Below are 13,285 nucleotides of genomic sequence, written 5' to 3'. Positions count from 1 at the left end.
ATCTAATTTATACCTAATTCTAGCGCATACCTGATTTGGTTTTTTGATTTGTGTCTAATTTAAATATCATATTGCATTTATAGTAGTCAACTATTTCTGGATGGTAATAAATTAAAACTAAGTGGAAGGATTGCGCTATATAATTTGGGCGTTTTGAATGTCCTGTCTTCTATTGTTGTCAGATAATAAGGCTATTTTCTAATAGGTGACAATTTGATGCTGAAAATAATCGGATTATCAGTTGCATCACAACAAGAAATTAACGTTATGCTGAGAATATGCGACAGTAGCCTGGCATCAGGAAGTGCCTTTCGATGTTGGTAGGTTGTTGAATATGCTATTAATAGTAAGGTTTTAGTGGTGTTTTTAAATAATCTATTATTTATGCTTGATTGTTTGTATCAGGTTGTAATATACTGCGCTCGCTTTCGGGGACTACCCCGGAATACGCCGGCTTAGCTCAGTTGGTAGAGCAACTGACTTGTAATCAGTAGGTCACCAGTTCGACTCCGGTAGCCGGCACCAAATCAAATGAAAAGCCGTCATCTTTTTAGAAGGTGACGGCTTTTTTCATGCCTGTTGCTCAGAAATACTGTTTATATATTCAGGCTATATATCCAAAAAAACCGCCGTTTTCGTTACAATTTCTTGTTAAAACGGGTATTGAATTAAAGGTATAGGTACCTGCATAAAATTAACAGTTCATCAGATTGAAACAAATAAACCAGAAATAAAATAAATACAAACTTTCAGGTGATACGGGTTTATTTATGCTTGTCAAAGTTAACAGAGAAAAATATTAGTGTTTGTGATGTCAGTCTTTCAGTCGTAAGAAAATGTTTGCTATGGCGTGTATTTATCTATTAGTCTGATGAGCGTCGGGAAGAAAAATATGAAGCATGGCAGAAATAGATGAAGGTATTGATATTGTAAAAACGTATTAGATAAACGTAGCTTTAGACTAGAAAAATATTTTCTGCGAATTGTCTATTGAATAGTATGAGTTAAAAAACTCGGTGGTCAAAGACGGATATATTTGACAGCGTTAAAACTTTTCGCATGGATATTTACCCGATAATTGGTAATTTGTCGTTGGCGACATTAGTCCTATTTATGCCTTAAATACTTTGTTTAATCTGGTTAAGATATTTGCAACACTGTTGGTTAAATCCCGTATTTACGCTGGTTTGTCGTTTATTACCATACCAACAGTATGATTTCTGTATCCTTGATTTCGGTATAGAAACCTGCATTTCACGACTGATTTTAAGGTCAAACCAGAATATTTTTTACACTTTAATATCTATAAGATGAAAAATCTGTGCTATTTTTATTTAATGTATTTTTTATCTTATAATAAGAGAGGGTGGCATGTTGTTTGAAAATTTTCGAGAAGCAATAAAGAAAATTCGTGTTGTTTTGGGTGTCGAGTGTTTTCAAAGAAGATATATTAGAGGCTTAAAAGAAGCCTATAAAGTGAAATAAAAAATATTTAGATGAGGAAGAAAAACACCTTGTAGCTATATGGAACAACAACGATATTATGAGTTTACTTCTAAAGTTAAGCCTGATCGGAATAGGGTTTTTTAGTGTTTTCATTTAATAGACTCAGTAAGAAGATGTATTTAAACGATGTAGTTAATCAACAAAGAAACAAAGAAACAAAGAAACACAGAAATAGAGAATGAGAAATTTGTTATAATACCGAATGCATGGATGCATGAGACCATTCCGAAAATAATTTTTACTACTATTTGTTACTAAAAGTTAAAAGGTCAAAATGTATGCGCAATATTCAACAAGTTTTAGAGCGTTGGGGCGGTTGGGTTGATGATGACACAGGTGTCAATTGGCCACCAATCGCTGCTGGATTTAAAGGGCTAATTACGTCAACTCGTCGATTGCGTCCTTCTTGCTGTGATAACGATGGCTTGATCATTGATGCTTGTATCGCAAAGCTACAAACGGTAGATAAGTCTGAAGAAATTGAAGTTTTATTTATGTACTACGCTTTAGGGCTTTCCAAACGGTCTATAGCGCGTTTACTTGAAGTATCGGATATTGAAGTGCGTTCCCGGTTACAAAAGGGAGAAAGTTTTGTACAGGGATGTTTGGTTATGCTCGATATTAAGTTAGAAATGGATGATGAAATACGAGAGCACAAAAAGTCTACGCGTACGCAAAAAGCTATGGTAGTGTACTAATCAGTTAAAGTTGCGAATAAGCGCTAAAGCTAATAAGCCTCGATATTCTTATATTGGGGCTTATTTCATTCGGCTCTGGCAGTATCTGCTGTTATGTACCGATAGAAGTAAAAATTTAAATAATAATTGTGAGGCCGCACTTTGTTGCGGCCTTTTTCGTATTTGCCACCGCGAATCGCTCACGCCTATTTCCTTATTTTTGCGGTCGGTATCCCTGTTAAATCAATCATAACCCGCTACTGGGAACGAAGCCTGTATTGCTTGGTTTACCCAGGCACATGGTGAGTTATTGCTGTTTGATGGAGGTGTTTTTGATGAGCAACGGTAGTGATAAAGCTGGTTGGTTAACGCCTGTCACTTCTGGGCCTGAGTACGATAAGGAACTGGAGCACACACTGAGTGGCTGGGTGAGTGGTGTTTCTGGTTTGCCTGACGATAAAGTGCGTCCCCGATGGACATCCGGACAATCGCCATCGTTACTGGCGGATGATGACGGGTGTGACTTTGGTATTACGGGCTTTATTTCGGATGCTACACCTGTTTTTGAGAACCAGACCGAAGAAAGTACGGAATTATGGCGTCATGAAGAAATCGAATGTTTAGTTTCATTTTATGGCCCGAACTGCCAGCGGTTCGGTACCCGTTTTCGTGATGGGCTGGAGGTCAGTCAGAACAATGATGAATTGGGACGTTTCGGTCTTTCAGTAGACAAATCCAGCCAACTGACTTCTTTACCGAAACTCATCAATAACCAGTGGGTGCGTCGTTATGACATGACGATCACCTTGCGGCGAAAAGTAGTGCGTGAATACAGTGTGAAATCACTGGTGGAAGCGCCTGTAAAATTCTTTGGAGATTAAATTATGCAGGGTTTACCTGTTTCAAACATTATCAATGTCACGTTGAATATGGCTCCTCATGCGGCTCAGTCCCGGAACTTTGGTGCGTTACTGATAGTCGGCGCAAGCAACGTGATCAACACTCACGAGCGTTTCCGTTTGTATTCTGACATTGATGGTGTCGGTACTGATTTTGGACTGACTTCACCAGAATATCAGGCCGCAGCGCTTTATTACTCCCAGTCACCTCGCCCGGTTGATTTATATATCGGCCGATGGGCTAAAGACAATGTTATCTCCTCTTTGCAGAGTGCAGTACTGACCAAGCAACAGCAGGTGATCAATAAGTTTACTGCCATCACGGATGGCTCTTTTAAATTGATGATTAACGGCAAAGAGGTGATATGCAGCGACCTTGATTTTAGTAAAGAGACCAATCTTAATGGCGTCGCCCAACGGGTAGAGGACAAATTGAAAGATTGTTCAGTTACATATGACATGGCATCTTCACGTTTCACTATCGCTCAGAATGCATCGGGCATTATGGGTTATATCTTACCGGCGACGATTGGAACTTATATTGGTGACTTGCTAAAACTGGACGAAGGATCGGGTGCTACGGTTATCGAACCGACTAAAGCAGAAACGATTGCTGAGGCGGTAGCGACACTGGGGGCGGTGTCCAGTGGTTGGTACGGGTTGGTTATCGCTGATGATACGCTGATAGATGAAGATGTTTTGTCTGTTGCTAACTACATTGAATCCGCGTCGGTTTCTCGTATCTATGGACATACAGTACAAAAAACAGATGCATTGACGGCTGATGTTGATACCGATATCGGTTCAAAACTGACAGGGGGAAACTATCAGCGTACGCTCTGGCAATATTCATCCGGTAAACCGTATACCGTTGCTTCTTTGATGGGGCGGATGTTTACGGTGAATTTCAACGGCAATAACACCACCATTACCTTGAAATTCAAGCAGGAGCCCGCTGTAACCGCTGAAAGCCTGACTGCCACCCAGGCTAACGCCTTGAAGAAGAAAAACGGCAACGTTTTTGTCAAATACAACAACGACACGGCCATTATTCAGGAAGGGGTGATGGCAAACGGGGATTTTATTGATGAGCGCCACGGCCTGGATTGGTTGCAGAACTACGTTCAGAACAATCTTTATAACTTGCTTTACACCAGTACCAGCAAGATCCCCCAGACTGATGAAGGGGTTACACGCTTAATTACCAATGTTGAACAGTCACTTGATCAGGCGGTGACCAATGGATTGATCGCTCACGGTGTCTGGGGCGGTGATCCCATTGGAGCACTAAATAGTGGTGCAACGTTGACAAAAGGTTATTACGTTTACGCCCCGCCTATTGCGACACAAGCGCAGGCTGATAGGGAAGCCAGAAAAGCACCGGTTATCCAGTGTGCTATCAAATTAGCCGGGGCTGTTCACTACGCTGATGTCATTATTAATGTAAACAGATAAGGGTTGAAAATGGCTACATATTCTTTTCTTGATGTCTCCGCGTCTATTACCGGAGTGGGTGGTTCTTTTGATCTTGGTAACGGCGCGGCCCTCTCTGATGAGGGTATTACCGTCACGATGTCAGAAAGTAAAAACACCATGACCACCGGTGCAGATGGTGAAGTGATGCATTCATTGCACGCGACCAAATCTGGCACGATCACTGTCAATTTACTCAAAACCAGCCCGGTCAACGCCAAACTGAACGCTATGTTGAGTACCCAATCGCTTTCATCGGCAGCATGGGGCAATAACGTGATTGTGATCCGTAATAAACAGAGTAACGATACGGCAGTTGCCCGTTCTGTCGCATTTCAGAAGCAGCCGGATTTACAGAATGCTAAAGACGGCAGTACCGTTGCTTGGGTATTTGATTGCGGAAAAATCGACATAATGTTAGGCACATTCTAACCAGCTAATTTCATAGACGTTGAAACTACGCTCAAGCCAACCCGTATTGGACTTATGTACTGGTGGTTTGAGCGATTTTGCGGATAGGTTTTAAGAGGTGATCATGGAATTTGAAATTGACGGCAAAAAATATCGCGGTGGCAAATTGAACGCTTTTCAGCAACAGGATCTGGCGGTGGCTTTGGCGCCAGCTATTCCGGCACTTGGACCACTCATGAAAAAGATTGTTACAGACAGCAATAATGAGGGCTCGGCGGGTTTTGAAGAATTCATTCCTTATTTGATTGAATCAATCAATGCGCTGGGAAAATCCAACCGACATGAAATTAATGATATTTGCTTATCAATAGTTTCCCGTGAACAGAATGGTATCTGGAGCAAAATTTATGAATCTAATGGTCAGGTATTGATGTTCGATGACATTAATGGCTTAGAGCTGTTGAAAATTGTGGGCTTTATTATCAGAGACTCACTGGGAAATTTTTTTCCCGCCCCATTAGAGAGTGCAATGTAATCTCAGGACAATCCAGCTTAAATTTTGAAACCCTGCCGGAAGGGCGCGATTACCTGTTACGCCCGGTCATTGCGGGTATGTGCTGTTATGAATCTTTGAAAGATGGCGTTCTTGACCTGGCTGATATTGCACTAATGAATGATGCCCTCGACGTTAAATCAGAAAATGAGGCCATGATAGAGAGGTGGCGAAGTGAGTAATAACGCTGAAACAATGAAGGATTTCTTGGGATCACTGAGGTTTGATGTTGACGAGGCCGGACAGCGTAAATTTATGGCTGTTATCACTGAGGTCACGGCTAACATTCTCAAAATGCGGGCGGAAATTGAAAACGTAACATTAGCTGTAGTTAATTTTATCACTCAAATCGCTAACGGCTTGGATAAGCTCGGTGGGCAATTGCAGAAAATAGGCGTCACGACTGAAAAAATTAACCCTATTGATAGTGGTGTCAGCCTGGCTGGCAGAAATATTGAGGGGCTTTTGCCCAACATGGGCATTCAGGCCAGTGATGCAAATAGCAACCATTGTAATACGGCTTCTTTGGTCTCATTGATGAGTGAACAGTTATTAAAAAAACCAATGGATTGTGCTGGTCAATCCACGGGCATACTTGATAATGATGATATATTTAATGCAGTTGAGGAATTAGTCAAATGGCTAGACAAAGGGGAAATCTCAGCGAAAGGTTTATTGGCGACACTGAATGAATTGTGGAAATTCACAGGAAGAAAAATCACTTTGGGTATACTCTTTGATTTTAATAATCGGTTAAATGCATTGCAGGAAGAAGCAAAAAGAAATCACGAAAACGTGGGTGAAACTCTAATGCGGCGGAAAAGAGAGCATGAAGCGAATAAAAAACCATTTATAACGTCTGATCAACTTAATGGCTGGATGTCAACTCATGGGTTCTATATTGCTTCTGACTGGACACCGTTTTTCAGCAAAGATAAGTATGAAAAATACCAGGAACAACTTGATGTCAGGAAAACCATAATCAACAAAGGACACCGCCCAATAGTTACTGATGGTATTCCTGGTAAAGTATCAGATCAATCAAGTAAAACGAAAAAGAAACGAAAGAATAAGCCACTAAATAAAAATCATCTTAAGACTGATGTTGCTAAACAGCATGATGCTCATCCTGGTTTAATGGCTACAGCTAACCAGCCGATGAACGTTTTTAACAGTGAGCTTACAGGGGCAAAACTGAAGAAAATAATGTCTTCCAAAAGGGTACGGAATAATAATCCATTAAATATGAACTTTGCACATCAGACAGGGGCAGTACTTGAAAATAGCCCAAAACCCAGATTTGCTAAGTATCCAGATGCATACAGTGGATTAAAAGGTACAGCCCATCAGTTGAGACGTTATTTTCGTGGTCAAACTACCGGAAAAAAACTACAGACTATTGCAAGTATTATCCCAACATGGGCACCATCAAAAGATGGCAATAAGACGGAAACTTATGTCGCCAACGTGTCTAAAATGATGGGAGTTTCTAAGAATGCATTCATTGATCTCACCGATCCTGATGTGATGCAAAGGCTGATTGATAGCATGATGGTAGTGGAAAGTGGTGGTAATCCTTATTCACCCGAACTTATCAGGGCGGCAATTACTGGAGCGCCACCGCCAGTGAATAAACCCTCAAAATTGGTTGGGCATCTGAATAATATCGTTCATTCTTTGAAAAACATTTCGATTGATCGCCGAATGATCAGCGGTGCGGTGACAAATATCACCAATATGATCAATCATCAGGGATTTACTCCTCATTTATTACTGCATATGCCAATACCAACGGGTAATAATATGAAGGGGATAGGAGAAGTCAATTATCATATTGAGGTTAACGGCGTTGAATCCCCCAGAGAAGCGGCAAGACTGACTGGGGAAACAGTAGAACGCACTCACAGTATGCTACTGCGAAATATGCAAACACAGGTGAGATAACAATGGATATATTATCAGTCATGTTTTCTCAGCAAACGAGAAAAATAGGTGTCATTGTACCGAGTGTTGTTATTTCAGAAACCCATACGGATACATCTAATATAACAGATCACCCGGTCCAGCAAGGGGCGACAATCAGTGATCATGCTTATGATTCGCCATCAGAAGTGACAATGAGCTTAGGTTTTGCTGGTGGCGGTTCGTTGCTTGATGTTGTGGATACCACAAAAGTATTTGATATTTCTACTGGGTTGAGCATGGGAACCAACCCGCGTGCGGTATATCAACAGCTGCTTGATCTGAAATCATCATATAAACCTTTTGATGTTGTGACAGGGAAACGTTTATACAACAATATGTTGATTCAAAATATAAGTGTTACGACGGATCAAACCAGTGAAAACGTTCTGTCAGTCACTTTAACTTTGCGTGAAGTTATGATTGTTGAAACATCGTCGAATAAAACCGCGCCGGCGGAAAATATGAAACATTCTGGAGATACTGCACCTGTGGTTAATGTCGGAACCAAAGTCACGGTGAAGCCGTCATTACCACAAAGAATTCTTGACTTTGTTATAGATCGAGGTAAAAAATGGCTGGGATTGTAGAAATTCCTTTATCACCTAAAAATCAGCAATTTGATGTTCAACTAAATGGGATTAACTATAAAATGCGTTTGATGTGGCGTGATATTGCGGGTTGGATCCTGGATATTATGACGCCGGACAGTGAGCCAATAGTCAATGGTTTGCCGCTGGTTTTTGGGGTTAATCTGCTTGAACAATATTGTCATCTTGGTTTTAATGGTTCATTAATCTTTTATGGCGATATAAATCAGCAGAAACCTTATAGGAATAATCTTGGCAAGGAGGATAGATTATACTTTGTAGTAAGTTAACTTGGTAAAAATGAAGGTAAAATATGGTGAAGCAAATTATTCTGTTACTGTTTGTATATCCAAAGATGGAAAGGTTGCTGGAAAACTGACTTCATATCCAGCAAAGAATGAAAATCCAGATGATGATTGTTGTGCTTATAACTACGCCTTATATTTAAAGCAGATAAAGCGTGATGATAAAATTGAATTAAAGATAGAGGTTTCAGGAAAAGGGAATACTTCGGTTGAGATACCTTTAAGTGAAGACTGGAATAAGGTGAAAGAATTTCTGAAAAAGAACAAGTAATAATTGTCAACATCTGCCCGTTTCGGCGGTTTTTTTGTTTTTGTTAATTAGGTGAATTATGTCAAAACAATGGATAAGAGAATGCCACCTTATCGTTGTAGACGAAAAGGGTGAAAAAGTAGATTTATCAAACTTGAAAATCATATTTAATATCAACAGAGCTGAACACTCCTATCCGGCTACGGGTGTTTTCACGATATATAACCTCAATGACGAAACCAGTAATAAATTACGCCGAAATGAGTTTAAAACAATTAAATTTGTGGCGGGCTACAAGGAGAATTCAGGGCAAATATTTTCAGGCCAAATCCAATACACACATGTGAAAAGAGAAAGTGCAACCGATACCTGTGTTGTTATTCAAGCTGCCGATGGGGATGAGCCACACAATTACGCGACAGTAAATACCACCATTGCGGCTGGGTATTCGCAAGCAGACTTAGACCATTTACTCATGCGTGATATTGCTAAATATGGCATTACCGCAGGTCTGCGCCCGGAATTTCGCAAATCGGCATCACCCAGGGGAAAAGTGCTTTTTGGTATGCACCGTAATGAAGTTTCTAACCTAGCGAAGCAATGTGATGCTAACTGGCGTTACGAAGATAACCAGTTGCATATTGTGCCTAGGAATAAATATCTGACAGAGGCGGTTGTACTCACATTAAAAACGGGTCTGATTGGTATGCCTGAACAGACCATCGATGCCGGTATTAACGTTAAATGCCTAATCAATCCCAATATCGGCCCCGGCACATTAATTAGACTGGATAACCGCTCAATCAAGCCGGTTGAGCTTTCTGGCAATGAAACATCTAAATCTGACAATCATAAAGATGCAAAAGAACAACCATCAGCATTGGATTCTGACGGTGATTACATCGTTTTCAGCGTAAATTATTCCGGCGACATCCGCGGAACTGACTGGTACATGGAGATGATGTGTGTTGCTAAAAGCGATCACACATTGCTGAAAAAATTAATGAGCAATAAAGATAAGGCAAACACCTGATGATAAATACTGATGAACGACTAAATAGACCCGAAGCGGTCTTTTTTTCTATGCAAGAGGTCATTAGCGCCGGATTGTATGTCTCTTTGCCCTGCATTATTCAATCATTTAACCCTGACGCGGTCACAGTAACAGCCCAACCCGCCATCAGATGGAAAATTAGGAAAAAAGGCGGTGAACTGGAATCCGTATCCTTGCCGCTGTTAGTCGATGTGCCGGTCATATTTCCAAGGGGCGGAGGTGTGACGTTAACGTTCCCGGTAAAAGCGGGTGATGAATGCCTGGTGGTATTTGCTGATCGCTGTATTGATTACTGGTGGCAATCTGGCGGCGTACAAGAACCGGTAGATCCCCGACAACACAACCTGTCCGATGGATTTGCGATTATTGGCCCACAATCCCAGCAACAAAAAATAGCCGACATCAGTACCAGCACTGCGCAACTAAGAAGTGATGATGGCGCGGTTTATATCGAACTCGATCCCGGTAGCCACAATGTCACGGTGATCACACCAGCAAAACTCATTGCCACGGCACATGGCGGTACTGAAATCACTTCACCTGAAATCACTCTGAACGGCAACGTCACCATTAATGGCAACTTATCGCAAGGGATGGGATCGGGTGGTGGAACAGCAACCTTGCAAGGCCCGGTCACGGTGAGCAACGATCTGACCGCAGGTGGCATAAGCCTGATGAACCATACGCACGGTGGTGTACAAACCGGTAGCGGTAGCACGAGGAAACCGCAATGAGATACAGAAGAGAAATTGACAACGACTATGTATTTGGTCGTGGAGAAGCGAGTTTTCTTATCAACTCACCGGAAGCGGTCGCGCAGGCGGTAAAAACCCGCCTGATGCTGCGCAGTGGCGAATGGTTTCTTGATGACCGGGAGGGAACCGATTACGACAAAGTACTGGGTAAAGGCACATCGGGTTTTTATGACCTGATTATCAGACAGCGAATACTGCAAACCCAGGGCGTATCAGAAATTATCCACTACCGTAGTGAAAGAAACCCCAACACAAGAAAAATCACCATTACCGCCACGATTGACACGATTTATGGACAGACAGGAGTAACTGCTGATGTATGAAAGTATTATCACCTCAATGTTACCTGCTATTGATAAAAACGGGATCAACGCGCCTGATTATCAAACCATCTTAAATGGCTGGAAGGCGATATTCAGGGATATCTACGGGAGCGATATTTACGTTGAATCTGACAGTAAAGACGGGGTTTTTCTGTCGCTGATAGCGTACGTTGTTCACGGTTGTAACAATGCCACCATTGCCTCCTACAACTCATTTAGCCCGACAACTGCGATAGGTGAAGGACTTTCCCGCAGTGTCAAAATCAATGGCATTACCAGAAAAAGCCCCAGTAACTCGACTGTGGATGTATTGATAACTGGTCGGGCCGGAACCGTTATTCGCAACGCTTCCGTGCGGGATGACGCTGGAAACACCTGGTCACTCCCTGATGAAGTGATTATCGACACACATGGACAAGCTATTGTGACGGCCATATGTCAACAGACTGGCGCGATTGGCGCACTGCCGCACACGGTTAATCAGATTGCGACGCCAACCTTGGGTTGGCAAACAGTGACAAACCCGGTTGCGGCCACCCTTGGCCGGGGAATTGAATCCGATGCAGAACTGCGAATACGTCAGGCGGTTTCAGTCGCGTTGCCTTCACAAACCATTATGGATGGATTAATTGGTGCGATTGCCAATCTGCATGGCGTCTCACGTTATCGGGGATATGACAACGACACAGATCAAACTGATGAAAATGGCATACCCGCACACAGTATAGCCATTGTGATTGATGGTGGAGACTCGAAAGAAATTGCTCAAACCATCTTAAAAAAGAAAACGCCGGGCATACCGACATTTGGCCCCACGGCTGAAATTGTCACAGACATTGCTGGCAATGAAAAAACGATAAACTTCTATCGCCCTACGCTGGTACCAATCTACATTGAAATTCAGATTAGACCCTTTATCGGATACACCTCGGATATTGGGAATAGCATTCGTAAAGAAATATCTGATTATATCAACTCACTTTACATTGGTGATGGGATATATGTTACCCGCCTGTTTGTTCCGGCAAACTTGTGTAATAAAAACGGTAGCCAGACCTATGAAGTCCTATCTGTGATGGTAGGTAAAACAGCATCAACAACAAACTCGGCGAACATCAACATAGCTTTTAACGAAGCACCGACTTGTTCACCTGGAAATATAAAAATAGTGACGGTGCTCAAATGAACAAATATATGAAACTGATCCCGGCGTATCACATGGAGGGTAAAAAATACGTCAGAATGCTTGAAGCGGTTACCGATATATTGAACCAGAGTGCACTTACAAATAACTTACTGATTAGCAGTTTTGACCTTGATAAAGCGGTGGGTAAACAGCTTGATATTATCGGTGAATGGGTAGGGAGAAACCGAACAATCCAGGCTCCGATTGAATACTATTACTTCTCCTTTGATATCCCTGAATTGGGATTTGATTACGGTACCTGGAAAGATCGGTTTGATAGTGACAAAAGTTATATTGACTTGGATGACAACAATTACCGCATCGTAATTAAAGCTAAAATAGGGGAAAACAACTGGGATGGAACGGGGGAATCACTTAATAACATCCTGAGTTTTATTCATTCAAATCACAACATATCCATCTCCTTTGAAGATAATTTGGATATGTCATTCACAGTGACTGTAAAAGGTAAATCAATTAGTACTATCACCAAAGAAATTATCCGTCAGGGTTATCTCTCCATTAAACCAATGGGAATAACGGTTAATTACCATGTCGTTGAGGGTTAGAAATGGCTAAAAATGACTTTAAAGCGTTTGCCACTGGTGAAAACGCGAATACATTATCGCAAGAAGAATATGAAAGCTTAGGTTTTATTGAAGAGGGATTTAAATCAGGAATAGCAAGGAGTGAACAGCTCAATAAAGTTTGGCGGCAATCCTCAATTATCGCTGCGGTGATTGGGAAATATATTGCAGAAAAAACGGGTGAGGACGTTATTGATGATGGAGATCTTGAGAAACTCGTTGCGCAATTAGATTTAGCGTTAAAACAAAAAATTACTGCGGAAATTCCGGATGCTTCGCTTGTGCGCAAAGGGATTTCGCAACTTAACAACGCGACAAATTCTGACAGAGAAGATCAGGCAGCGACGTCGAAAGCGGTGAACGACGTTAGAAAAATGGCTGAGGGTAAATTAAGTAGCGTTGCTGATGCTACGTTAAGCCAGAAGGGGATTGTACAGTTAAGCAGTGCTACTGATAGTGCGAATGAAACCTTAGCTGCGACGCCTAGAGCAGTGAACGATGTTAGAAAAATGGCTGAGGGTAAATTAAGTAGCGTTGCTGATGCTACGTTAAGCCAGAAGGGGATTGTACAGCTAAGCAGTGCTACTGATAGTGCGCATGAAACCTTAGCTGCGACTCCTAGAGCAGTTAAGGGCGCATATGATTTTGCAAATACAGCAAATGTAGCAGCGAAAAATGCTCATGATGAAGCTAATAGGGCTACAGATAATGCTAATAGCCGGTTGGCAAAAAATCAAAATGGGGTAGATATCCC

16 protein-coding genes and 1 tRNA gene are annotated in these 13,285 nt (G+C 41.7%); all 17 read left to right on the top strand.

Features of this window, described 5'->3' with window-relative positions; genetic code table 11:
* Positions 1-449 precede the first annotated feature (449 nt).
* Positions 450-525: transfer RNA gene (locus ACGF7G_RS13635), tRNA-Thr, on the top strand.
* Positions 526-1,784: 1,259 nt separating this feature from the next.
* Positions 1,785-2,204, top strand: coding sequence for an antiterminator Q family protein (locus ACGF7G_RS13630; RefSeq protein WP_387466171.1), 420 nt, complete (start codon positions 1,785-1,787; stop codon positions 2,202-2,204).
* 296 nt (positions 2,205-2,500) lie between these two features.
* Complete coding sequence (locus tag ACGF7G_RS13625; protein ID WP_387466169.1) at positions 2,501-3,064, top strand: hypothetical protein; 564 nt, start codon at positions 2,501-2,503, stop codon at positions 3,062-3,064.
* 3 nt (positions 3,065-3,067) lie between these two features.
* On the top strand, positions 3,068-4,537 hold the full coding sequence (locus ACGF7G_RS13620) for a DUF3383 domain-containing protein (protein ID WP_387466167.1): 1,470 nt from the start codon (positions 3,068-3,070) through the stop codon (positions 4,535-4,537).
* 9 nt (positions 4,538-4,546) lie between these two features.
* Positions 4,547-4,987, top strand: coding sequence for a DUF3277 family protein (locus ACGF7G_RS13615; protein ID WP_387466165.1), 441 nt, complete (start codon positions 4,547-4,549; stop codon positions 4,985-4,987).
* A gap of 103 nt (positions 4,988-5,090) precedes the next feature.
* A complete protein-coding gene (locus ACGF7G_RS13610; RefSeq protein WP_387466163.1) occupies positions 5,091-5,501 on the top strand; it encodes a phage tail assembly chaperone in 411 nt (136 codons plus the stop codon).
* A 77-nt stretch (positions 5,502-5,578) separates the two neighbouring features.
* Complete coding sequence (locus ACGF7G_RS13605; RefSeq protein ID WP_387466162.1) at positions 5,579-5,701, top strand: DUF6889 family protein; 123 nt, start codon at positions 5,579-5,581, stop codon at positions 5,699-5,701.
* On the top strand, positions 5,694-7,463 hold the full coding sequence (locus tag ACGF7G_RS13600; protein ID WP_387466160.1) for a hypothetical protein: 1,770 nt from the start codon (positions 5,694-5,696) through the stop codon (positions 7,461-7,463). The genes ACGF7G_RS13605 and ACGF7G_RS13600 overlap by 8 nt, the downstream gene beginning before the upstream one ends.
* 2 nt (positions 7,464-7,465) lie before the next feature.
* Positions 7,466-8,071 carry a phage baseplate protein gene (locus ACGF7G_RS13595; protein ID WP_387466159.1) on the top strand — a complete coding sequence of 202 codons (606 nt, stop codon included), beginning with the start codon at positions 7,466-7,468 and terminating at the stop codon, positions 8,069-8,071.
* Positions 8,056-8,361: a phage baseplate plug protein gene (locus ACGF7G_RS13590; RefSeq protein ID WP_133814684.1), complete on the top strand. Its 306-nt coding sequence runs from the start codon at positions 8,056-8,058 to the stop codon at positions 8,359-8,361. Before ACGF7G_RS13595 ends, ACGF7G_RS13590 begins: the two co-directional genes overlap by 16 nt.
* Positions 8,362-8,371: 10 nt before the next feature.
* A complete protein-coding gene (locus ACGF7G_RS13585) occupies positions 8,372-8,647 on the top strand; it encodes a hypothetical protein (protein WP_387466158.1) in 276 nt (91 codons plus the stop codon).
* A gap of 58 nt (positions 8,648-8,705) precedes the next feature.
* Complete coding sequence (locus ACGF7G_RS13580; RefSeq protein WP_387466156.1) at positions 8,706-9,659, top strand: phage protein; 954 nt, start codon at positions 8,706-8,708, stop codon at positions 9,657-9,659.
* Positions 9,659-10,414 (top strand): Gp138 family membrane-puncturing spike protein, encoded by a 756-nt coding sequence (locus tag ACGF7G_RS13575; RefSeq protein WP_387466154.1) that lies wholly within the window; start codon positions 9,659-9,661, stop codon positions 10,412-10,414. Before ACGF7G_RS13580 ends, ACGF7G_RS13575 begins: the two co-directional genes overlap by 1 nt.
* Positions 10,411-10,758 (top strand): hypothetical protein, encoded by a 348-nt coding sequence (locus ACGF7G_RS13570; RefSeq protein ID WP_350306270.1) that lies wholly within the window; start codon positions 10,411-10,413, stop codon positions 10,756-10,758. The genes ACGF7G_RS13575 and ACGF7G_RS13570 overlap by 4 nt, the downstream gene beginning before the upstream one ends.
* Positions 10,751-11,944: a baseplate J/gp47 family protein gene (locus ACGF7G_RS13565; protein ID WP_387466152.1), complete on the top strand. Its 1,194-nt coding sequence runs from the start codon at positions 10,751-10,753 to the stop codon at positions 11,942-11,944. Before ACGF7G_RS13570 ends, ACGF7G_RS13565 begins: the two co-directional genes overlap by 8 nt.
* Positions 11,941-12,513 carry a DUF2612 domain-containing protein gene (locus tag ACGF7G_RS13560; protein ID WP_387466150.1) on the top strand — a complete coding sequence of 191 codons (573 nt, stop codon included), beginning with the start codon at positions 11,941-11,943 and terminating at the stop codon, positions 12,511-12,513. The genes ACGF7G_RS13565 and ACGF7G_RS13560 overlap by 4 nt, the downstream gene beginning before the upstream one ends.
* Before the next feature lie 2 nt (positions 12,514-12,515).
* Positions 12,516-13,285, top strand: a 770-nt coding sequence (locus tag ACGF7G_RS13555; protein WP_387466148.1) for a tail fiber protein, incomplete at its 3' end; no start/stop codon positions are given.

This window comes from Photorhabdus sp. RM323S (assembly GCF_042879375.1).
In the GTDB taxonomy this organism is placed as follows: domain Bacteria; phylum Pseudomonadota; class Gammaproteobacteria; order Enterobacterales; family Enterobacteriaceae; genus Photorhabdus; species Photorhabdus tasmaniensis.
This window is presented reverse-complemented; position numbering and strand designations above follow the sequence as displayed.

Bases quoted from the DNA above. Each gene is read 5' to 3' on its own strand.
- ACGF7G_RS13630 (WP_387466171.1), top strand. From the start codon at position 1,785: ATGCGCAATATTCAACAAGTTTTAGAGCGTTGGGGCGGTTGGGTTGAT.
- ACGF7G_RS13620 (WP_387466167.1), top strand. From the start codon at position 3,068: ATGCAGGGTTTACCTGTTTCAAACATTATCAATGTCACGTTGAATATG.
- ACGF7G_RS13615 (WP_387466165.1), top strand. From the start codon at position 4,547: ATGGCTACATATTCTTTTCTTGATGTCTCCGCGTCTATTACCGGAGTG.
- ACGF7G_RS13610 (WP_387466163.1), top strand. From the start codon at position 5,091: ATGGAATTTGAAATTGACGGCAAAAAATATCGCGGTGGCAAATTGAAC.
- ACGF7G_RS13605 (WP_387466162.1), top strand. From the start codon at position 5,579: ATGTGCTGTTATGAATCTTTGAAAGATGGCGTTCTTGACCTGGCTGAT.
- ACGF7G_RS13595 (WP_387466159.1), top strand. From the start codon at position 7,466: ATGGATATATTATCAGTCATGTTTTCTCAGCAAACGAGAAAAATAGGT.
- ACGF7G_RS13590 (WP_133814684.1), top strand. From the start codon at position 8,056: ATGGCTGGGATTGTAGAAATTCCTTTATCACCTAAAAATCAGCAATTT.
- ACGF7G_RS13585 (WP_387466158.1), top strand. From the start codon at position 8,372: ATGAAGGTAAAATATGGTGAAGCAAATTATTCTGTTACTGTTTGTATA.
- ACGF7G_RS13580 (WP_387466156.1), top strand. From the start codon at position 8,706: ATGTCAAAACAATGGATAAGAGAATGCCACCTTATCGTTGTAGACGAA.
- ACGF7G_RS13575 (WP_387466154.1), top strand. From the start codon at position 9,659: ATGATAAATACTGATGAACGACTAAATAGACCCGAAGCGGTCTTTTTT.
- ACGF7G_RS13570 (WP_350306270.1), top strand. From the start codon at position 10,411: ATGAGATACAGAAGAGAAATTGACAACGACTATGTATTTGGTCGTGGA.
- ACGF7G_RS13565 (WP_387466152.1), top strand. From the start codon at position 10,751: ATGTATGAAAGTATTATCACCTCAATGTTACCTGCTATTGATAAAAAC.
- ACGF7G_RS13560 (WP_387466150.1), top strand. From the start codon at position 11,941: ATGAACAAATATATGAAACTGATCCCGGCGTATCACATGGAGGGTAAA.